Origin of the sequence: Klebsiella sp. 1SOBk10mer (assembly GCF_046602535.1) — a bacterium.
Lineage (GTDB): Bacteria > Pseudomonadota > Gammaproteobacteria > Enterobacterales > Enterobacteriaceae > Klebsiella > Klebsiella quasipneumoniae.
This window is the reverse complement of the sequence record NZ_JBKIUP010000016.1, coordinates 40,484-61,440: the sequence shown is the minus strand read 5'-3', so window position 1 is coordinate 61,440 and position 20,957 is coordinate 40,484. Positions and strand designations below refer to the sequence as shown.

Below are 20,957 nucleotides of genomic sequence, written 5' to 3'. Positions count from 1 at the left end.
ACGCCTGGAAAGTGTGTATACGGCAACGTATCGGGGGTTCGAATCCCCCCCTCACCGCCATATTTTAAGAAGAGCTCGTACGCAAGTACGGGCTTTTTTTTCGCATGTGGCACCCACCGGGGGGGGTAGAGAACCCCCGACTGGGGTTCGACAACTGGCAACGCCAGTTGGACAGACCGCGAGCCCGCGAGCGGGCTGCCCCGCAGGGGCGAGCGAAGCGAGTCAATCCCCTCCTCACCGCCATATTCGAGATGAGAGCCTGTACGCAAGCGCGGGCTCTTTTCTTTTATATTCTCCCCGGGGGGAGCCCCCCGAGAAAAGCCAATCCCGAAGCTAATCCTCTTCCATTCGCTGATACTCTTCGCTGAGATAATCCACCAGCGCCCTGACAGAGGGCAGCAGCCCGCGCCGTGAGGCAAATACCGCATGGATCACTTCCCGCCGCGGCTGCCACTCATCCAGTACCACCTCTAACTCCCCTGACGCCAGCTGATCGCGCACCATTAATAAAGGAAGCTGCACCACCCCTACGCCGGCCATCGCCGCCTCGCGCAGCGCCAGCATATCGGTGGTCACCATTCGCGGCGTGAAATACACCTCCGCCCTTGCCCCCTCAGGCCCGGTAAGCTGCCATTTATGCTGATGCTTGTTCGCCCCCAGGCTGAGCCCAGGCCAGGCGCTCAGCTCAGGCGGCGCCTGCGGACGTCCGAGCCGGGAAATCAGCTCCGGACTGGCCACCAGCCGGTGCCCTCGGTCCGCCAGCACGCGCATCACCAAATCGCTGTCCTCGATAGGCCGGGGCCGAACGCGGATCGCCACATCAATGCCCTCCCCGACCACATCCACCCGGCGGTTGGTCGCCTCAAGATGCAAAGTGACCCCGGGATAGCGCGCCATAAATCGCGCCAGCATCGGTCCGATATGGACATGCAGCAAGGTGACCGGACAAGTGATCCTGACGCTGCCGCGCGGCTCGGCGCGCAGCGTGTCGACCGCCTGCTGCGCCGCCTCGGCCTCTATCAGCATCGCTTTGCAATGCTGGTAAAAGGTCTGCCCGACCTCGGTAACCGCGAACTGGCGAGTGGTTCGCTGAATCAAACGCACGCCCAGCCGCTCCTCGAGTTGCGCAATGCGGCGGCTGAGCTTGGATTTCGGCTGGTCAAGCGCTCGCCCTGCCGCGGCGAAACCGCCATGGTCCACGACCTGGACAAACCAGGCGAAGTCATTGAGATCCTGCATCCTTCCTCCATTGTTCCATTTTTGGAACAGTATAGGCCATTTTTGCTTACTACCGCACATGTCGTCCCGGATATAAGCTTATTCGCATCAGATACCGATACACAGGAGAAAGCCATGAAACAGATTACAGGAGTCTACACCGCGCCCGCGCAGCATTGGGTAGGCGACGGCTTCCCGGTTCGTTCGATGTTTTCCTATCAGACGCACGGCCAGCAGCTGAGCCCCTTCTTACTGCTCGACTATGCCGGGCCGTACACCTTCCCGGCGGGCAGCAATAAACGCGGCGTCGGTGAGCATCCGCATCGCGGATTCGAAACCGTCACCATCGTCTACGCCGGAGAGGTAGAACATCGTGACTCCACCGGCCGTGGCGGGGTGATTGGTCCAGGCGACGTGCAGTGGATGACGGCGGGCGCCGGGATCCTGCACGAAGAGTTCCACTCGGAGGCCTTCACCCGCAGCGGCGGCGAGCTGAAGATGATCCAGCTGTGGGTCAACCTGCCCGCCAAAGACAAAATGGCGACCCCCGGCTACCAGAGCATTACCGCCGGGACGATCCCCACCGTCGCGCTGACGAATGGCGCCGGACAGGTTCGGGTTATTGCCGGCCAGTATGACGACGTCAGCGGCCCGGCCCATACCTTCTCACCGCTTAACGTGTGGGATATGCAGCTGAATCAGGGGCGCGACCTCACGCTGCGCCAGCCGGAAGGCTGGAGTACCGCGCTGGTGGTACTGGAAGGGGAAGTGATCATCAACGGTTCCGAATCCGCCCGCGAAGGACAGCTCGCCGTCCTGAGCCAGGCAGGAGACGCACTGCATCTGGAGGCGACCGCCCAGGCAAAAGTTCTGCTGATGGCCGGCGAACCGCTGCAGGAGCCGATTGTGGGGTATGGCCCGTTTGTCATGAATAACAAAACGCAGATCGCAGAAGCCGTTCGCGATTTTAACAGCGGCCGCTTTGGCCAAATCTAACTGATTGAGGTGAATACTATGTCTACTCCCGCTAATTTTAACGGTGCTCGTCCGGTGATTGATGTCAACGATACCGCAATGCTGTTGATTGACCACCAGAGCGGCCTGTTCCAGACCGTCGGCGATATGCCGATGCCAGAGCTGCGCGCTCGCGCCGCCGCGCTGGCGAAGATGGCCTCGCTTGCCGGGATCCCGGTGATCACCACCGCCTCCGTGCCGCAGGGGCCGAACGGTCCGCTGATCCCGGAGATTCATGAGAACGCGCCGCATGCGCAATACATCGCCCGTAAAGGCGAGATCAACGCCTGGGATAACCCGGAATTCGTCGCCGCGGTGAAAGCGACCGGTCGCAAAACGCTGATTATCGCCGGGACCATCACCAGCGTCTGCATGGCCTTCCCGGCGATTGCCGCCGTCGCCGACGGTTATAAAGTGTTTGCCGTGATTGACGCTTCCGGCACCTACAGCAAAATGGCGCAGGAGATCACCCTGGCTCGCGTGGTACAGGCTGGCGTAGTGCCGATGGATACCGCCGCCGTCGCCTCTGAGCTGCAGCGCACCTGGAATCGCCCGGACGCAGCAGAATGGGCGGAGGTGTACACCAAAGTCTTCCCGGCCTACCAGCTGCTGATTGAAAGCTACAGCAAAGCGCAGGACGTGGTGAAGAATAACGAACAGCTTGATTCCCAGCGCTAAAACACCCGCCCCACTGCGTCGCAGCGGGGCATTGTTCATTGCGTGAGCGGTCGGTAAAGAAAGAAGAAAATATGCTTGACCGTTTTAACGCAACTCCCTATAGTAGCGCCCCGTTGCCCACCCAAGGTGAGCAGCAAGACAATATGGTGAGGTGTCCGAGTGGCTGAAGGAGCACGCCTGGAAAGTGTGTATACGGCAACGTATCGGGGGTTCGAATCCCCCCCTCACCGCCATATTTTAAGAAGAGCTCGTACGCAAGTACGGGCTTTTTTTTCGCATGTGGCACCGCAGACATCCCCGGGGTCGGCATCAATGCCTCTCCCGGGCTACCAGACCGTATCCGCCAGGTAGCCCGCTATGCGCAGCGCCGCCGGGAGGCCCCCAAAAACAACAAAGCCCGGGCTCGCCCGGGCCTTGCTCACAGTATGACGATTAATAATAGGCTTTCAGCGTCCGCTGGCAGAGGGCCGAGCGCACGCAGTCATCGGTGGTGAAACGCACGATGCCGATCATCTCGTCTTCCTCAAAACGCGCCAGCGCATCGCTCAGGCCGGACCGCACCCCTGAGGGCAAGTCGCACTGGGTGATATCGCCATTGACGATGACCGTCACGTTCTCCCCGAGGCGGGTTAAAAACATCTTCATTTGCGCTGCGGTCACGTTCTGGGCCTCGTCCAGAATCACCACCGCATTTTCAAAAGTACGTCCGCGCATATAGGCGAACGGCGCGATTTCCACCTTGCCGATTTCCGGACGCAGGCAGTACTGCATAAAGGAAGCCCCCAACCTTTTCACCAGCACGTCGTAAACCGGTCGGAAATAGGGCGCGAACTTCTCGGCGATATCTCCCGGTAAGAAGCCGAGATCTTCGTCGGCCTGCAGAACGGGACGGGTAACAATAATTCTGTCCACATCCTTATGGATCAGCGCTTCAGCTGCCTTCGCCGCACTGATCCAGGTCTTGCCGCATCCGGCTTCGCCGGTGGCGAAAATCAGCTGTTTATTGTCGATGGCATTCAGATAATGCGCCTGAGCCTCATTGCGCGCCTCAATTGGGGAAGTATCACGGCTGTCCCGCGCCATGCCAATTGCTTCTACGCCACTCATTTGCACAAGCGATGTGACCGATTCTTCTTCACGCTGCTTATGGCTGCGTGAATCCCGTCTCAGCACACGTTTTGCTTCACGACGAGCTTTGATCACTGCTTTTTGTCTTCCCATGGATAGCACCTTGCGTTGTAGGTTTACATCACACGCGTCAACATCGACGCGACTATGCGCACGAACGATTGAGGTTTGGCTTCCTTGTAAGCCATTGCTTGCCGGTAGAACTGACAACGAGTCGCGGCTACGCGCACCGCGTACCCTGCCAAGGTGGTAATAATTCGAAGCGGAGGGAGAAAGAGTGAGAAAATCGCTGCCGGAAGCGGGGCTTCCGTGCTGAAGAGTACGGTCTGTGGTTTTACGTTGTCCGGTACGGGACCTTACCATTCGCGATCTCCATAGTGAAACGTCACACTGCCGGGAACTACCGCGTATGTAATAAGTACATCAAAAAAGATTCTTAATGCAACTTATTTTTCACAATGACGCAACAAATAGTTCTTAAGCAAGTGTAGGAGACTATCGGTCATTTGTATTACAGAAATATAACACATGGCAGGAAATATAATAAAAAAGAGAAAAACAGCAGAAAACGCCCTGCCCTTGCGGACAGGGTCGGTATCAAGCCTGAAGCAGCGTCTGTCCCAGGTAGTGCTTATCATCCACCACGCCGGGTAAAACAAAGAAGTAGCCCCCGCCGATGGGTTTGACGTACTCCTCCAGCGCCTCGCCGTTTAGCCGTTTCTGCACCGTCAGAAAACCCTTTTCCAGATCGTGCTGATAGCAAACGAACAACAGCCCCATATCCAGCTGCCCGGCATTAGTGACTCCCAGCGAATAGCTGTAGCCGCGGCGCATCATCAGGCTGGACTGGGTTTCCGGCGTGCGAGGGTTGGCCAGACGAATATGGCTATCCAGCGCGATCGTCTCGCCGTTAGGATCTTTACTGTAATCCGGGGTATCGTGTTCGTTTTTCATCCCCAGCGGCGCACCGGTGTGCTTGTCGCGGCCGAAGATGGTCTGCTGCTCCTTGAGCGGCGTCCGGTCCCAGAACTCGACGTGGAACTGGATGATGCGCGCCGCCTGATAGCTGCCGCCCACCGCCCAGGCCGGCTCGTCCTGATCCGCCGTGACCCACACGACCTGATCCATCAGCGCGCTGTCATGGCTCGCCGGGTTAGCGGTACCGTCCTTGAAACCCAGCAGGTTGATGGGGGTCTCCTTGCCTTTGCTGCGCGCCGCGCTATCGGAGATAAACCCTTCCCGCTTCCAGCGCACGCTGAGCAAATCCGGCGTATGTTTGATGACATCGCGCAGGGCGTGGATCACCGTGTCCTGAGTATTGGCGCAGATCTGCAGCAGCAAGTCGCCATGGCACAGGGCGGCATCCAGTGAATCATTGGGGAAGCGAGTCATCGGCTGCAGCTTTTTCGGCGCTTTTTCCGCGAGACCAAAGCGCTCATCAAACAGCGAATGGCCGACCGAGACGGTGATGGTCAGATTATCCGGGGCAATCCACGGCCCTAAGATGCCGGAATCCATCGGCGGCAGACGCGGATTAGGCGTATCCGGCGCCGGGCCGCCCTGGGTTAAAAAGGCGATACGCTGGGTCAGCAGCCGAAACAGACGCTCGAGGTCGGCTTTATCTGACGCCAGCACATCGAACGCCACCAGCATCATCGAGGCCTGCTGCGGCGTCAGAATACCCGCCTGATGCCGGCCATAGAATGGCTGTTTTTCCTGGCGCGCGTCAGGTGTGAGCGTCCCGGGGGAACTTTCCGCTTTTGCCGCATGCGCCACCGGGCAGCCGCCGGTGATGGCCAGCGCGCCGCCAAGCGCGCCGATCCCTTTCAGTAAGCGACGACGTGACGGCTCGTTCACGTCGTGTGGTTTCTGTTGTGCCATCGACTTAGTCCAGACCCAGGATCCCGCGCAGCTGAGCCAGATCTTCCGCCAGGGTGGTGATCGGCCCTTTCAGCGCATTACGGTCAGCGGTGGTCAGCTTATCGTAAGTTTCGAAACCCTCTTTGGTGCGGTATTTGCTGAGGATACTGTCCACTTTCTTAAAGTTGGCGTCCACTTTAGCCAGCAGTGCGCTGTTCTCTTTTTGCAGCTGCGGGCGCAGCAGATCGACAATTTTCTGCGCGCCGTCAATATTGGCCTGGAAGTCCCACAGGTCGGTATGGCTGTAGCGATCTTCTTCACCGCTGATCTTGCTGGCTGCGACTTCTTCAATTAATCCTGCCGCCCCGCCCACGACTTTTGACGGTGGGAACGCCAGCTCGCTGATGCGCTTTTGCAGCTCCAGCACATCGCTGTTCAATTGATCGGCATATTTTTCCATGCCCTTGACGCTGTTATCACCAAACAGCGCCTTTTCCAGACGGTGGAATCCGGTGAATTTCGGATCTTCCGCTTTTTTCTCGAAATCGTCTTCGCGGGCGTCGATGCTGCCGTCAAGGTCAGAGAACAGCTCAGCAATCGGCTCAATGCGCTCGTAATGCTGGCGCGTCGGGGCGTACAGCGCTTTCGCTTTTTCGATGTCGCCAGCTTTCACCGCGTCGGTAAAGGCTTTGGTGCCGCTGACCAACTGCGCGGTTTCCGCCGTCACATAGGCTTTATAAGCGGTGATCGCTTCGCCGAGGCTCAGCACCGCATCCGCTTTCGCCGCGTCTTTGGTGGCGGCGCCGGTGACGATCAGTTTGCCTTTCGGGTTGGTGAGCAGACCGCAGGTCATGTCATATTCGCCCGGCTGCAGGTTTGCGGTGAGCTTCTGGGTAAAGCCCGGCGCGATGTTTTCGCGCTCTTCCACCACCATCACCCCTTTCAAAATCTCCCACTCCAGCGCTTTCTGGCTGTGGTTCTGAATAATAAACTGGGTTTTACCCGCGTTAACGGTCACCTGCATCGGCTCGCACTGTTTGTCGTTGACGGTGACTTTGACCTGCGGGATATCCGCAGCCTGAGCACCGAATGCAGAGCTGAGCAGCGCGGCCACGGTCACCCGCAGCGCATTACGGCGAAAATGAATCATCATGATCATCCCTTTCGGTAAGTAGAGTGTCGCTTATAAGCTCGCAGCGCCTGGTCAGGCAGCCCGCGAGGCAGTCGTATTATTTCGCGGCGGCAGCGCAAACAGCACCAGCGCCGGGATCAGATAAAGCAGATAGACAGCCACTTCGCTGACGCTTGGCGTCTCCTGGTAGCCGAAGATCCCTTCCAGCAGCGTGCCGAACAGCGTATGCGTCGACAGCACAGTGCTCAGATCGAAGGCGGTCTCCTGGAACAGGTTCCACAGGCCCGCCTCGTGGAAGGCGCGGATCGCCCCCGCCGCCAGGCCAGCGGCCACCAGCAGGATAAACAGGCTGGTCCATTTGAAGAACACGCCAAGGTTGAGACGGATACCGCCCCAGTAGAGGAGGAAACCCAGCACGATTGCCGTGGCCAGCCCCAGCATCGCCCCCAGCGGCGGCCAGATGCCAACGTCCTGCTGGAATGCCGCCAGCAGGAAGAAGACCGACTCCAGCCCCTCACGGGCGACCGCGAAAAAGACCATCATCACCAGCGCCCAGCCGTGGTGATTGCCGCGCTGTAGCGCCTTATCCACGGCCTGCTCCAGCTGCTGCTTGACGTTGCGTGAGACATTGCGCATCCAGAAGACCATCCACGTCAGGATCACCACCGCAATGACCGCGACGATCCCTTCGAACAGCTCCTGTTCGCGCTGAGGAAATTCCCCGGTGGTTTCGTTGATAAAGATGCCTAAGCCAAGACACAGCGCCGCTGCGAGGATCACGCCAATCCACATCACGCCAATCCAGTTGCCGCGCTGGGTGCGTTTCAGATAGCTGGCGATCAGGCTGACAATCAGCGCCGCCTCCAGGCCTTCGCGTAACATAATGAGAAATGGGACAAACATGCCAATACCCTTAAATGTAAAGCACCGTCAACGAATGCAAAAACAGGTAATATTTATGATAGTGATTATCATTACAATACTCAGAAACACAAGCGAAATGTTTAGAGAATGATGACTATCTGTAAATAAATCGCTGGCAAATAATGACTTATGAAAATATTCGCCTGTTATGAGGGAAAAGAATAAGCAAAGGATTTTTTACGCCAGATATTTACCCGTCGCGGCGGCTATGGCTAAATGGCGGCCTTATTGACCTGCGAAAAGAACAACATGACTGCATTTTTTCATTTCCTGCTGGCGCTGGCGGTGATCCTCGCCCTGGCCTGGCTTGTCAGCTACGACAGACAAAAAATTCGTATTCGTTATATTCTTCAGTTGATTATTATAGAAATAGCGCTCGCTTTCTTTTTCCTGCACGCCGAAAGCGGCCTGTGGCTGGTAAAAAATATTTCCGGCTTTTTTGCTTCGCTGTTAGGCTTTGCCGCCGAGGGGACCAATTTCGTCTTTGGCGGCATGAGCGAAAAAGGCTTAGCCTTTATTTTTCTTGGCGTCCTGTGTCCGATTGTGTTTATTTCCGCGCTGATTGGTATTCTCCAGCACTGGCGGATCCTGCCGATTTTTATTCGCGTGATTGGCACCCTGCTGTCGAAGGTCAACGGCATGGGTAAGCTGGAATCTTTTAACGCCATCAGCTCACTGATCCTCGGCCAGTCGGAAAACTTCATCGCCTACAAAGGCGTACTGGGCGACCTCTCCTCACGGCGCCTGTTCACCATGGCGGCGACGGCCATGTCAACCGTATCGCTGTCGATCGTCGGCGCCTATATGACCATGCTGGACGCCAAATATGTCGTCGCGGCGCTGATCCTGAATATGTTCAGCACCTTTATCGTGCTGTCGGTGATTAACCCGACGCGGCCGGGCAGCGAGCAGGAAATAAAGCTGGAGAAGCTGCATGAATCACAGAGTTTCTTTGAAATGCTCGGGGAATATATTCTGGCCGGCTTTAAAGTGGCGATGATTATTCTGGCGATGCTGATCGGCTTTATCGCCCTGATCAGCGCCATTAACGCGCTGTTCGCTACCCTGTTTGGCCTCAGCTTCCAGCAGATCCTCGGCTACGTCTTCTATCCGTTAGCCTGGCTTATCGGCATTCCGCTGAGCGATGCGCTGAACGCCGGCAGCATCATGGCCACCAAGCTGGTCGCTAACGAATTTGTGGCGATGATTGAGCTGCAAAAGATTGCCGCCAGCATGACGCCGCGCGGGCTCGGCATTCTCTCGGTCTTCCTGGTGTCGTTTGCTAACTTTGCTTCAATCGGCATTATCGCCGGGGCGATCAAAGGCCTGAATGAACCGCAGGGCAATATCGTCTCCCGCTTCGGCCTGCGGCTGGTGTTTAGCGCCACGCTGGTGAGCCTGCTTTCCGCCAGCTTCGCCGGGCTGGTGCTGTAAGACAAACGGCGGGGCTGCCCCCGCCGTTTACTCAGAACTGCACGCAGACCGGCTGGTCGACACGCATCACCGACTCCTGCGCGAAGCGCGATTTATAGCCCTCGCGCAGGGCCTCAATACCGGTCTCGCTCTGCGCGTCGTGGCCATGGATCACCATCAGCGCCTTGCTCTGCTCCCGCACCACCTGACCATTCTGGCCAAGCCACTGGCCGTGGGCATCAAACACCGTCAGCCCGTCGCGAAAGCGCGGCGTGACGTCGCGGTCGACAAACTGTTGCCACTCTTCAGCGGTGATGTCTTTCCCCGCCGGGCGGCTCAGACCGAAGTAAAGCGTGGTTTGCACCATGGACTGATCCGCCGGGCAGGCGCCGGGCTTCGGCGCGCTGGTCGATGAACTTCCACCCGCCGCGCAGCCGCTGAGTAACCCTGCCAGCACCAGCGCCATTACACCCTGTCTGAACGTCATCTTTGCTATCCTCATTGTTATTAGTCAGGAAATATCAGCGGATTTTCAAATAATTAGCAAGGGTTATAATATTCCGGCCCGGCAACAGGCAATAAAAAGCCCGCCAGCGGCGGGCTCGTGAGCGTCAGATGAGCTTACTCAGCCGTGGCGCGTACCGGCGGCGGCGTATGGTAGTGGGCATCCGCTTCAGCGAAGCGCTGCTGCATGCTGGCTGACGGCGCTTTATCCAGCAGGCTAAAGACCACAATCCCGATGCTGCCGAAGACAAAGCCCGGAATAATTTCATACAGGCCCAGCCAGCCAAACTGCTTCCAGACGATCACGGTCAGGGCGCCAATCACCATCCCGGCCAGCGCGCCGTTACGGGTCATACGCGACCACATCACCGAAAACAGCACCACCGGGCCAAAGGCGGCGCCGAAACCGGCCCAGGCATAGCTCACCAGACCCAGCACGCGGTTCTCCGGGTTGGCCGCCAGGGCAATGGCCACCAGGGCAACCACCAGCACCATCATACGGCCCACCCAGACCAGCTCTTTCTGACCGGCGTTTTTGCGCAGGAAGGCTTTATACAGATCTTCAGTAATCGCGCTGGAGCAAACCAGCAGCTGACAGCTCAGGGTGGACATCACCGCCGCCAGAATCGCCGACAGCAGGATCCCGGCAATCCACGGGTTAAACAGGATTTGCGCCAGCTCGATAAACACGCGTTCGGCGTTCTGGTTAACCGCGCCCGCCAGGCTCGGGTTGTTATTGAAGTAGGCGATGCCAAAGAAGCCGACGGCCACCGCCCCGCCGAGGCAGAGGATCATCCAGGTCATACTAATGCGACGCGCGTGGACGATGCTGTGGTGCGAATCCGCCGCCATAAAGCGCGCCAGAATATGCGGCTGACCGAAATAGCCCAGTCCCCAGCCCATCAGCGAAATAATCGCCACGAAGTTCAGCCCTTTCAGCATGTCGATATTTTCGATGCTCTTCTGCTTAATGACTTCCAGCGAATCGCCAAAACCGCCGACGGATATAATCACGATTACCGGGGTAAGGATCAGCGCGAAAATCATCAGGCTGGCCTGCACGGTATCCGTCCAGCTGACGGCGAGGAAGCCGCCGACAAAGGTATAGATAATTGTCGCCGCCGCGCCGGCCCACAGCGCGGTTTCATAACTCATGCCAAAGGTGCTTTCAAACAGACGCGCCCCCGCCACAATTCCCGAGGCGCAATAGATAGTAAAGAACAGCAGAATAACCAGCGCCGAAATAATTCTCAGCACCCGGCTTTTATCTTCAAAACGGCCGGTAAAATAATCAGGCAGCGTCAGGGCGTTATTATTCACCTCGGTATGCACGCGCAGGCGCCCGGCGACCAGCTTCCAGTTAATCCACGCCCCCAACGTTAAGCCGATGGCAATCCAGCTTTCGGAAATCCCGGAGAGGAAAATGGCACCCGGCAGGCCCATCAGCAGCCAACCGCTCATGTCCGAGGCGCCGGCGGAAAGCGCGGTCACAAATGGCCCCAGACTCCGCCCCCCGAGAATATAATCATCAAAGTTTTTGGTCGAACGCCAGGCAATAAACCCTATCAATACCATACCAAAAATATAAACAATAAATGTCACCAGCATCGGTGTGCTAATAGCCATGCAAAGTCTCCAGAATTTTTATCGACAGCGTCCAACTTCGTCGTTTTTTTCCACTACCGGAACGGGGTAATGGCGCATTGTTTAATTGGGCGACCGTATCCTGACGGAAGCTTCGGTTTTTCACAAACGATTTAACACAGCATTTACACGAAAATCCGACGGCGCAAAACGTCAATTTGCGAGAGGTTGCACTCTCTCACGTTTTTAAAGGTTGCACCAAACAAAAGTGTTAACTCACGCATACAAATACCCTATGAGCCCGGGGTTAAAATTCTGCTATTTTAGGCATTATTTTTAACAAATCAGCCATTTCACGGCTTTCGTCACAAGCCATAATTAACATGGTTGCACAAAGTTGCAACATAGTGGATATTTCCATGCAACCGCATAAGCTAACGATAAATGACAGGAGTTTTGAGCATGGGCACCACCACCATGGGTGTTAAGCTTGACGACGCAACCCGCGAGCGCATTAAGTCCGCCGCGAGCCGCATTGACCGCACGCCGCACTGGCTGATTAAGCAGGCCATCTTCAATTATCTGGAAAAACTGGAGAACGATGAGACGCTGCCCGAGCTACCGGCGCTGCTCTCCGGGGCCGCCAACGAAAGCGATGACGCCAGCGTATTAACGGAAGAGCCGTATCAGCCGTTCCTCGAATTCGCCGAGCAGATCCTGCCGCAGTCGGTAAGCCGCGCGGCGATCACCGCCGCCTGGCGTCGCCCGGAAACCGACGCGGTGCCGATGCTGCTGGAGCAGGCCCGACTGCCGCAGCCGCTGGGAGAGCAGGCGCATAAGCTGGCGTATCAACTGGCGGAAAAACTACGCAACCAGAAGACCGCCAGCGGCCGCGCCGGCATGGTGCAGAGTCTGCTGCAGGAGTTCTCCCTCTCCTCACAGGAAGGGGTGGCGCTGATGTGTCTGGCGGAAGCCCTGCTGCGTATTCCGGATAAAGCCACCCGCGATGCGCTGATCCGCGACAAAATCAGCAACGGCAACTGGCAGTCGCACATTGGCCGCAGCCCGTCGCTGTTCGTCAACGCCGCCACCTGGGGGCTGCTGTTCACCGGCAAACTGGTCTCCACCCACAACGAAACCAGCCTCTCCCGCTCGCTGAACCGCATCATCGGCAAGAGCGGCGAACCGCTGATCCGCAAGGGCGTGGATATGGCGATGCGACTGATGGGCGAACAGTTCGTCACCGGGGAAACCATCGCCGAAGCGCTGGCCAACGCCCGCAAGCTGGAAGATAAAGGTTTCCGTTACTCTTACGACATGCTAGGCGAAGCGGCCCTGACCGCCGCCGACGCCCAGGCCTATATGGTCTCTTATCAGCAGGCGATCCACGCCATCGGCAAAGCCTCTAACGGCCGCGGCATTTATGAAGGGCCGGGCATCTCCATTAAGCTGTCGGCTCTGCACCCACGCTACAGCCGCGCCCAGTATGACCGGGTGATGGAAGAGCTCTACCCGCGTCTGAAATCGCTGACCCTGCTGGCGCGCCAGTATGACATCGGCATTAACATCGACGCCGAAGAAGCGGACCGTCTGGAGATCTCTCTCGACCTGCTGGAAAAACTGTGCTTCGAGCCGGAGCTGGCGGGCTGGAACGGGATTGGCTTCGTGATTCAGGCCTACCAGAAGCGCTGTCCGTTTGTCATTGATTACCTGATTGACCTCGCCACCCGCAGCCGCCGTCGCCTGATGATCCGTCTGGTGAAAGGCGCCTACTGGGACAGCGAAATCAAACGCGCGCAGATGGAAGGTCTCGAAGGCTATCCGGTCTACACCCGCAAGGTTTACACCGACGTCTCCTATCTCGCCTGCGCGAAAAAGCTGCTGGCGGTGCCGAACCTGATTTATCCGCAGTTCGCCACCCACAACGCCCATACCCTGGCGGCTATCTACCAGCTGGCGGGCCAGAACTACTACCCTGGCCAGTATGAGTTCCAGTGCCTGCACGGCATGGGCGAACCGCTGTACGAGCAGGTGGTGGGCAAAGTCGCCGACGGCAAACTGAACCGGCCGTGCCGGATCTACGCCCCGGTGGGCACCCACGAGACGCTGCTGGCGTATCTGGTGCGTCGTCTGCTGGAGAACGGCGCCAATACCTCCTTCGTCAACCGTATTGCGGACAATACCCTGCCGCTGGACGAGCTGGTGGCCGACCCGGTCAGCGCGGTAGAAAAACTGGCGCAGCAGGAAGGCCAGGCCGGCCTGCCGCATCCGAAAATCCCGCTGCCGCGCGATCTCTACGGCAGCGGCCGGAGCAACTCCGCCGGTCTGGATCTGGCTAACGAGCATCGTCTGGCCTCCCTCTCCTCTTCCCTGCTCAACAGCGCCCTGCATAAATGGCAGGCATTGCCGATGCTGGAGCAGCCGGTAGCCGAAGGCGAGATGCAGCCGGTAGTCAACCCGGCTGAGCCAAAGGACATTGTCGGCTACGTCCGCGAAGCCAGCGATGACGAAGTGCAGCAGGCGCTGACCAGCGCTATCAACAACGCGCCAATCTGGTTCGCCACCCCGCCGCAGGAGCGCGCCGCCATTCTCGAGCGTGCCGCGGTGCTGATGGAAAGCCAGATGCCGACCCTGATGGGGATCCTGGTGCGCGAAGCGGGTAAAACCTTCAGCAACGCCATCGCCGAAGTGCGCGAAGCCGTTGACTTCCTCCACTACTATGCCGGCCAGGTGCGCGACGATTTCGATAATGAAACCCACCGTCCGCTGGGTCCGGTGGTCTGTATCAGCCCGTGGAACTTCCCGCTGGCGATCTTCACCGGGCAGATTGCCGCCGCGCTGGCGGCCGGCAACAGCGTGCTGGCGAAACCGGCCGAGCAGACGCCGCTGATCGCCGCCCAGGGCGTGGCGATCCTGCTGGAAGCCGGCGTGCCGCCAGGGGTGATCCAACTGCTGCCGGGCCGCGGGGAAACCGTCGGCGCCGCGCTGACATCCGATGAGCGCGTGCGCGGCGTGATGTTCACCGGCTCCACCGAAGTGGCCACCCTGCTGCAACGCAATATCGCCAGCCGCCTCGACGCTCAGGGACGCCCGACGCCGCTGATCGCCGAAACTGGCGGGATGAACGCGATGATCGTCGACTCGTCGGCGCTCACCGAGCAGGTGGTGATCGACGTCCTGGCCTCCGCATTCGACAGCGCCGGCCAGCGCTGCTCCGCCCTGCGCGTCCTCTGCCTGCAGGAAGAGGTAGCCGACCACACCTTAACCATGCTGCGCGGCGCGATGAGCGAGTGTCGCATGGGCAATCCGGGCCGCCTGACCACCGATATCGGTCCGGTTATCGATGCAGAAGCGAAAGAGAATATCGAACGCCATATTCAGACGATGCGCGCCAAAGGCCGCACCGTCTATCAGGCGGTGCGCGAGAATAGCGAAGACGCCCGCGAATGGAACCACGGGACCTTCGTGCCGCCGACGCTTATCGAACTCGACAGCTTTGACGAGCTGAAAAAAGAGGTTTTCGGCCCGGTGCTGCACGTGGTGCGCTATAACCGTAACGAGCTGGATAAACTGGTGGAGCAGATTAACGCCTCCGGTTACGGCCTGACCCTCGGCGTGCATACCCGCATCGACGAGACCATCGCCCAGGTCACCGGCAGCGCGAAGGTGGGCAACCTGTACGTCAACCGCAATATGGTTGGCGCCGTGGTCGGCGTGCAGCCGTTCGGCGGCGAAGGGTTGTCCGGTACCGGTCCGAAAGCCGGCGGCCCGCTGTACCTTTACCGTCTGCTTTCCAGCCGTCCGCAGGGCGCCGTTGGCGTGACCTTCGCCCGCCAGGATGCAGAGCGTCCGCTGGACGCCCAGCTGAAAACGCTGCTGGAAAAACCACTGCAGGCGCTGCAGCAGTGGGCGGCGGGCCGACCTGAGCTGCAGGCGCTGTGCCAGCAGTACAGCGAGCAGGCGCAAAGCGGCACCCAACGCCTGCTGCCGGGGCCAACCGGCGAGCGCAACACCCTGACGCTGATGCCCCGCGAGCGCGTGCTGTGCGTGGCGGATAATGAGCAGGATGCGCTGATCCAGCTGGCGGCTGTGCTGGCGGTCGGTTGTGAAGTGCTGTGGCCGGACAGTGCCCTGCAGCGCGATCTGGCGAAGAAACTGCCGCGGGACGTCAGCGAGCGGATCCGTTTTGCCAAAGCGGATCAGTTGCCCGGTCAGGCCTTCGACGCGGTTATCTATCACGGCGATTCCGACCAGCTGCGCGAGCTGTGCGAGCAGGTGGCAGCGCGCGACGGGGCGATTGTCTCCGTGCAGGGCTTCGCCCGCGGCGAAACCAATCTGCTGCTGGAGCGGCTGTATATCGAGCGTTCGCTGAGCGTCAACACCGCGGCGGCAGGCGGTAACGCCAGCCTGATGACCATCGGCTAACCCGGGCCCCCCGGTGGCGCTGTGTTACCGGGGCTACATAACACCGCAAAGGGTAGCCCGGATAAGGCGCTGTGCGCCGCCATCCGGGCAATCAATCTGCGATGCGATCAGCTAATGACAGCCGACGTCAGCTGTGCTTAATTAGGGCTCCCTGACGGGAGCCTTTTTTATGGGAGCAGAACAATGAAACGCATGTTATTTGCCGTGGCGGCCCTTCTGGCCAGCGGCGCGGCGCTGGCGGACGAGTGCAGCAACGCCAACACCCAAACCGAAATGAATCAGTGCGCGGCCGCGCAGTTTCAGGCAGCCGACAAAAAACTGAACGACACCTGGCAGCAGGCTCTGCAGCGGGCGGTGGGTAAACAGCAAACATTACTGAAACAGGCGCAGCAGGCATGGATTGCTCTGCGCGACGCCGACTGCGCCTTCCTCGCGTCCGGCGCCGAAGGCGGCAGCATGCAGCCGATGCTGCTGAGCCAGTGCATGACCGATAAGAGCGTGGAGCGGGAATCTTTCCTCGCCTCGCTGCTGCAGTGCGAGGACGGCGATCAAAGCTGCCCGCTGCCGCCGGCCAATTAACTAACGGACGCGAATGCCTTCGATAATCATCCGCTGGACATTATCGACCGTTTGCTCAAAAAAGGCCGCGTCCTGCAGCGTGGCGCCGGTGACCGCCTCTACCTGGGTGGCGAAGTCGGCGTAATGCTGGGTAGTGGCCCAGATCATAAAGATTAAATGCTGCGGATCGACCGGCGCCAGCTTGCCGCGGTCGATCCAGCCGGAGACAATCGCCGATTTCTCATCGACCAGCGCTTTCAGATCCCCGGTCAGCTCACCCATCAGCAGCGGCGCGCCCTGCAGCATCTCGAGACAGAAGAGCTTCGAGGCCTGGGGGTGATCGCGGGACACCTCCAGCTTCAGGCGAATATACTCGCGGATCGCCACCAGCGGGCTGATATCCTCGCGAAAGGCCTTCAGCGGCGCCAGCCAGATGGCGAGGATCTGCTGCAGAACGGCCACGTACAGCGCCTCTTTCGAAGGGTAGTAATAAAGCAGATTGGTTTTCGACACCCCGGCGCGCTCAGCTACCTGCTCCAGCCGCGTACCGTGAATACCAAATTGCGAAAATGCCTCCAGCGCGGCGGCCAGGATGGCCTCCTTTTTGGCGCTGACCGCTTGTGAACGTTTGCCGTTTTTCTTCACCGCGCCCTGTGCCATACATCCTCTCCTTCAGTTGACGCCACCAGCATAGCAAAAGCCCTTCGCCGACACGACCCCATGCACCCTGATTGCGCATGACTGCCGTTTTTTCGTGCACTGATTTTGACCATCCAGTCCACTTTTTTATCGTCCTTTTTAGCAACCCAATAGCAACACATTAATAACATTAGCATTTATAAAACTGGCATCGCGTTTGCTTTACCTGTTCTGCGAGGTGGTCCAGGGAGAGGCAGGATGCCGCACCACCGCAACCCATCTTCCATGACTGTAGAGAGGTAGGTATGAAAATTGGTGTTTTCGTTCCCATTGGCAACAACGGCTGGCTGATCTCCACCCATGCCCCGCAGTATATGCCGACCTTCGAACTGAATAAGGCTATCGTGCAGAAAGCCGAGCACTACCATTTCGACTTCGCGCTCTCCATGATCAAGCTGCGCGGCTTCGGCGGGAAAACAGAATTCTGGGATCACAACCTGGAGTCCTTCACCCTGATGGCCGGCCTGGCCGCGGTGACCTCGAAGATCCAGATCTACGCCACCGCCGCCACCCTTACGCTGCCGCCGGCGATCGTCGCCCGGATGGCCTCCACCATCGATTCCATCTCCGGCGGCCGGTTTGGCGTCAATCTGGTGACCGGCTGGCAAAAACCGGAATATGACCAGATGGGCATGTGGCCGGGGGATGACTATTTCGCCAGCCGCTATGACTATCTCACCGAATACGTTCAGGTGCTACGCGACCTGTGGGGCACCGGGCGCAGCGATTTCAAAGGCGATTACTTCACCATGAACGACTGCCGGGTCAGCCCGCGCCCTTCGCAGCCGATGAAGGTGATCTGCGCCGGGCAGAGCGACGCCGGTATGGCCTTCTCCGCCCAGCACGCGGACTACAACTTCTGCTTTGGCAAAGGGGTCAACACGCCGACGGCCTTCGCGCCGACCGCAGCGCGCATGATGCAGGCGGCGGAAAAAACCGGCCGTGACGTAGGCTCCTATGTGCTGTTCATGGTGATCGCCGACGAAACCGACGAAGCGGCGCGCGCCAAATGGGAGCACTACAAAGCGGGCGCCGATGAAGAAGCGCTGGCGTGGCTCACCGAGCAGAGTCAGAAAGACACCCGCTCCGGCAGCGATACCAACGTGCGCCAGATGGCCGACCCAACCTCGGCGGTCAATATCAACATGGGCACCCTTGTCGGATCGTATGCCAGCGTCGCCCGTATGCTTGATGAAGTCGCGAGCGTGCCCGGCACCGACGGCGTGCTGCTGACCTTTGATGATTTTCTTGCCGGCATTGACGCCTTTGGCGAACGCATTCAGCCGCTGATGCGCTGCCGGGACCACATTGCTCCTGTTACCCGTGAGGTGGCCTGATGATTACCCTTCCCGCTCGCCCGGAATCCCTGACCTTCGCGCCGCAGCAGAGCGCGCTGATTGTTGTCGATATGCAGAACGCCTACGCCAGCCAGGGCGGCTATCTGGATCTTGCCGGCTTTGACGTCTCCGCCACCCGGCCGGTTATCGACAATATTAATACCGCCGTCACCGCCGCCCGCGCCGCGGGCATGCTGATTATCTGGTTCCAGAATGGCTGGGATGACCAGTATGTTGAAGCCGGCGGCCCGGGCTCGCCGAACTACCACAAGTCCAATGCGCTGAAAACGATGCGTCAGCGCCCGGAGCTGCAGGGCAAGCTGTTGGCGAAAGGCGGCTGGGATTATCAGCTGGTGGACGAACTGACGCCGCAGGAAGGCGACATCGTGTTGCCGAAACCGCGCTACAGCGGCTTCTTTAACACCCCGCTCGACAGCATTTTGCGCAGCCGCGGTATACGCCACCTGGTGTTCACCGGGATCGCCACCAACGTCTGCGTCGAATCGACGCTGCGCGACGGCTTCTTCCTCGAATACTTCGGCGTGGTGCTGGAGGATGCCACCCATCAGGCCGGCCCGGCCTTCGCCCAGCAGGCGGCACTGTTCAATATTGAAACCTTTTTCGGCTGGGTCAGCGACGTCGAGAGCTTCTGCCGCGCGCTATCCCCTGCCACCCCGCTGTCTTTAGCCAAGGAGAAACGTTATGCCTAAACAGGTGATCATTCCGCCAGGCACCACCACGCCGATTGCCCCCTTTGTTCCGGGGACGCTCGCCGATGGCGTGGTCTACGTCTCCGGTACTCTGCCGTTTGATAAGCAAAATAATGTGGTGCACATCGGCGACCCAAAGGCGCAAACCCGCCACGTGCTGGAGACCATCAAGAGCGTTATCGAAACGGCGGGCGGGAGTATGGCGGATGTGACTTTCAACAGCATCTTTATCACCGACTGGACAAATTACGCCGCGATTAACGAGGTTTACGCCGAGTTTTTCCCCGGCGATAAACCCGCGCGCTTTTGCATTCAGTGCGGTCTGGTGAAGCCCGATGCGCTGGTGGAAATCGCCAGCGTCGCCCATATCGGCACCCCGACATGATGAGGCTCAATATTGCTCCAGCCCCATGGCCCGGCGCGCCGGTGGTGGTCCTCAGCGCCGGTCTGGGCGGCGGCGGCGGCTACTGGCTGGCGCAGCGCGCGGCGCTGGAGGAACAGTATCAGCTGGTGAGTTATGACCATAACGGGACCGGGGAGAACGCCGGTCCGCTGCCCGCCGACTACAGCATGGCGACGATGGCCGGAGAGCTGTTCAGCGCTCTGCAGGCGGCGGGGATCGCCCGCTTCGCGCTGGTGGGCCACGCGCTGGGGGCGCTAATTGGCCTGCAGCTGGCGCTCGATCGCCCCGAGGCGGTGAGCGCCCTGGTGCTGGTCAACGGCTGGCTGTCGCTGTCGCCGCACACCCGCCGCTGCTTCCTGGTGCGCGAGCGTCTGCTGCATGCCGGCGGCGCGCAGGCGTGGGTCGAAGCACAGCCGCTGTTTCTCTACCCGGCGGAATGGATGGCCGCGCGCCTGCCGCGCCTCGAAGCGGAAGATGCGCTTGCCATCAGCCATTTTCAGGGCAAGGAGAACCTGCTGAAGCGGCTGCAGGCCCTGAAGCAGGCTGATTTTTCGCGTCGCGCGGCGGCCATCGCCTGCCCGACGCTGATTATCAGCGCCGCTGACGACCTGCTGGTCCCGGCCTCCTGCTCCCGCGTGCTGCAGACGGCTATCTCCGGCAGCCAGCACGTGGAAATGCCATGGGGCGGCCATGCCTGTAACGTCACCGACGCCGATACCTTTAATACCATTTTACGCGACGGGCTGGCCGCTATGCTGCCGGTCGCCACGGAGACCCGATGAACGACGCGATAAACCAGACGGCCTGCGAGACGCTGTTTACCCAGGCCCGAACCCACAACGGCTGGCTGGATAAGCCAGTGAGCGATGCGCAGCTGCAGGCAGTCTGGGACCTGATGAAAATGGGGCCGACTTCCGCCAACTGTTCGCCGGCGCGCATCGTGTTTGTGCGCAGCGCGGAAGGCAAAGAGAAACTTCGCCCGACGCTCTCCAGCGGCAATCTGCAAAAAACCATGCAGGCGCCGGTGACCGCCATCGTGGCGTGGGACAGCGCCTTTTACGACCGGCTACCGACCCTCTTTCCCCACGGTGACGCCCGCAGCTGGTTCACCTCCAGCCCGCAGCTGGCGGAGGAGACCGCGTTTCGCAACAGCTCCCTGCAGGCGGCATATCTGATTTTCGCCTGCCGGGCGCTGGGCCTCGACACCGGGCCAATGTCCGGCTTCGACCGGGAAAAAGTCGATGCGGCGTTTTTCGCCGACAACGGCTGGAAAAGCAACCTGCTGGTGAACATCGGCTATGGCGACCCCGGCAAACTGTACGGCCGCCTGCCGCGTCTGTCCTTTGATGAAGCCTGCCTGCTGGCATAAG

Annotated in this window: 18 protein-coding genes and 1 tRNA gene; 11 read left to right on the top strand and 8 right to left on the bottom strand. The window is 59.4% G+C overall.

The window, feature by feature from the left end; all coding sequences use genetic code 11:
* Window positions 1–333: 333 nt before the first annotated feature.
* Window positions 334–1,239 (bottom strand): LysR family transcriptional regulator, encoded by a 906-nt coding sequence (locus tag ACLH1I_RS24335; protein WP_198080103.1) that lies wholly within the window; start codon window positions 1,237–1,239, stop codon window positions 334–336.
* 114 nt (window positions 1,240–1,353) lie between these two features.
* Here ACLH1I_RS24335 and ACLH1I_RS24330 point away from each other — a divergent pair, with 114 nt between their 5' ends.
* The 3 genes from ACLH1I_RS24330 to ACLH1I_RS24320 all read left to right on the top strand — a co-directional run bounded on the left by ACLH1I_RS24330 (window position 1,354) and on the right by ACLH1I_RS24320 (window position 3,143).
* Window positions 1,354–2,214, top strand: coding sequence for a pirin family protein (locus ACLH1I_RS24330; protein ID WP_049115954.1), 861 nt, complete (start codon window positions 1,354–1,356; stop codon window positions 2,212–2,214).
* Between the two features lie 18 nt (window positions 2,215–2,232).
* Complete coding sequence (locus ACLH1I_RS24325) at window positions 2,233–2,910, top strand: isochorismatase family protein (RefSeq protein ID WP_004204521.1); 678 nt, start codon at window positions 2,233–2,235, stop codon at window positions 2,908–2,910.
* 145 nt (window positions 2,911–3,055) lie between these two features.
* Window positions 3,056–3,143: transfer RNA gene (locus tag ACLH1I_RS24320), tRNA-Ser, on the top strand.
* Between the two features lie 199 nt (window positions 3,144–3,342).
* On the opposite strand, the gene phoH is transcribed toward ACLH1I_RS24320, so the two are convergent.
* The 4 genes from phoH to efeU form a co-directional block, all read right to left on the bottom strand.
* Window positions 3,343–4,131, bottom strand: coding sequence for a phosphate starvation-inducible protein PhoH (phoH, locus tag ACLH1I_RS24315; protein ID WP_002898923.1), 789 nt, complete (start codon window positions 4,129–4,131; stop codon window positions 3,343–3,345).
* Window positions 4,132–4,635: 504 nt separating this feature from the next.
* Window positions 4,636–5,919, bottom strand: a complete 1,284-nt coding sequence (gene efeB / locus ACLH1I_RS24310; RefSeq protein ID WP_032455815.1) for an iron uptake transporter deferrochelatase/peroxidase subunit — start codon at window positions 5,917–5,919, stop codon at window positions 4,636–4,638.
* A 4-nt stretch (window positions 5,920–5,923) separates the two neighbouring features.
* Entirely contained in the window at window positions 5,924–7,051 is a 1,128-nt protein-coding gene (gene efeO, locus ACLH1I_RS24305; protein ID WP_017901109.1) for an iron uptake system protein EfeO, read from the bottom strand.
* A gap of 51 nt (window positions 7,052–7,102) precedes the next feature.
* The gene (gene efeU, locus ACLH1I_RS24300) at window positions 7,103–7,933 is read right to left on the bottom strand and encodes an iron uptake transporter permease EfeU (RefSeq protein WP_004204515.1); all 831 of its coding nucleotides are present in this window, start codon (window positions 7,931–7,933) and stop codon (window positions 7,103–7,105) included.
* A gap of 270 nt (window positions 7,934–8,203) precedes the next feature.
* Here efeU and ACLH1I_RS24295 point away from each other — a divergent pair, with 270 nt between their 5' ends.
* Window positions 8,204–9,388, top strand: coding sequence for a NupC/NupG family nucleoside CNT transporter (locus ACLH1I_RS24295; RefSeq protein ID WP_064794579.1), 1,185 nt, complete (start codon window positions 8,204–8,206; stop codon window positions 9,386–9,388).
* Between the two features lie 31 nt (window positions 9,389–9,419).
* On the opposite strand, the gene ACLH1I_RS24290 is transcribed toward ACLH1I_RS24295, so the two are convergent.
* Both ACLH1I_RS24290 and putP read right to left on the bottom strand, forming a co-directional pair.
* Window positions 9,420–9,854 carry a DUF3574 domain-containing protein gene (locus ACLH1I_RS24290; protein ID WP_004204513.1) on the bottom strand — a complete coding sequence of 145 codons (435 nt, stop codon included), beginning with the start codon at window positions 9,852–9,854 and terminating at the stop codon, window positions 9,420–9,422.
* Window positions 9,855–9,988: 134 nt separating this feature from the next.
* On the bottom strand, window positions 9,989–11,497 hold the full coding sequence (gene putP, locus ACLH1I_RS24285) for a sodium/proline symporter PutP (RefSeq protein ID WP_004147889.1): 1,509 nt from the start codon (window positions 11,495–11,497) through the stop codon (window positions 9,989–9,991).
* 420 nt (window positions 11,498–11,917) lie between these two features.
* Here putP and putA point away from each other — a divergent pair, with 420 nt between their 5' ends.
* Both putA and ACLH1I_RS24275 read left to right on the top strand, forming a co-directional pair.
* On the top strand, window positions 11,918–15,880 hold the full coding sequence (putA, locus tag ACLH1I_RS24280; protein WP_049116747.1) for a trifunctional transcriptional regulator/proline dehydrogenase/L-glutamate gamma-semialdehyde dehydrogenase: 3,963 nt from the start codon (window positions 11,918–11,920) through the stop codon (window positions 15,878–15,880).
* 183 nt (window positions 15,881–16,063) lie between these two features.
* Window positions 16,064–16,459, top strand: coding sequence for a lysozyme inhibitor LprI family protein (locus ACLH1I_RS24275; RefSeq protein ID WP_017901106.1), 396 nt, complete (start codon window positions 16,064–16,066; stop codon window positions 16,457–16,459).
* Here ACLH1I_RS24275 and rutR read toward each other — a convergent pair whose 3' ends face one another.
* Entirely contained in the window at window positions 16,460–17,098 is a 639-nt protein-coding gene (rutR, locus tag ACLH1I_RS24270) for an HTH-type transcriptional regulator RutR (RefSeq protein WP_004204508.1), read from the bottom strand.
* A 284-nt stretch (window positions 17,099–17,382) separates the two neighbouring features.
* Here rutR and rutA point away from each other — a divergent pair, with 284 nt between their 5' ends.
* From rutA to ACLH1I_RS24245, 5 genes are read left to right on the top strand one after another with little or no spacing between them, the layout of a single operon-like run.
* Window positions 17,383–18,474, top strand: coding sequence for a pyrimidine utilization protein A (gene rutA / locus ACLH1I_RS24265; protein WP_004204507.1), 1,092 nt, complete (start codon window positions 17,383–17,385; stop codon window positions 18,472–18,474).
* Window positions 18,474–19,184: a pyrimidine utilization protein B gene (gene rutB / locus ACLH1I_RS24260; protein ID WP_053810574.1), complete on the top strand. Its 711-nt coding sequence runs from the start codon at window positions 18,474–18,476 to the stop codon at window positions 19,182–19,184. The genes rutA and rutB overlap by 1 nt, the downstream gene beginning before the upstream one ends.
* Entirely contained in the window at window positions 19,177–19,569 is a 393-nt protein-coding gene (rutC, locus tag ACLH1I_RS24255) for a pyrimidine utilization protein C (RefSeq protein ID WP_004204505.1), read from the top strand. The genes rutB and rutC overlap by 8 nt, the downstream gene beginning before the upstream one ends.
* Window positions 19,566–20,369, top strand: coding sequence for a pyrimidine utilization protein D (gene rutD, locus ACLH1I_RS24250; protein ID WP_049093322.1), 804 nt, complete (start codon window positions 19,566–19,568; stop codon window positions 20,367–20,369). The genes rutC and rutD overlap by 4 nt, the downstream gene beginning before the upstream one ends.
* Complete coding sequence (locus ACLH1I_RS24245; RefSeq protein ID WP_017901103.1) at window positions 20,366–20,956, top strand: malonic semialdehyde reductase; 591 nt, start codon at window positions 20,366–20,368, stop codon at window positions 20,954–20,956. Before rutD ends, ACLH1I_RS24245 begins: the two co-directional genes overlap by 4 nt.
* Window position 20,957 lies beyond the last annotated feature (1 nt).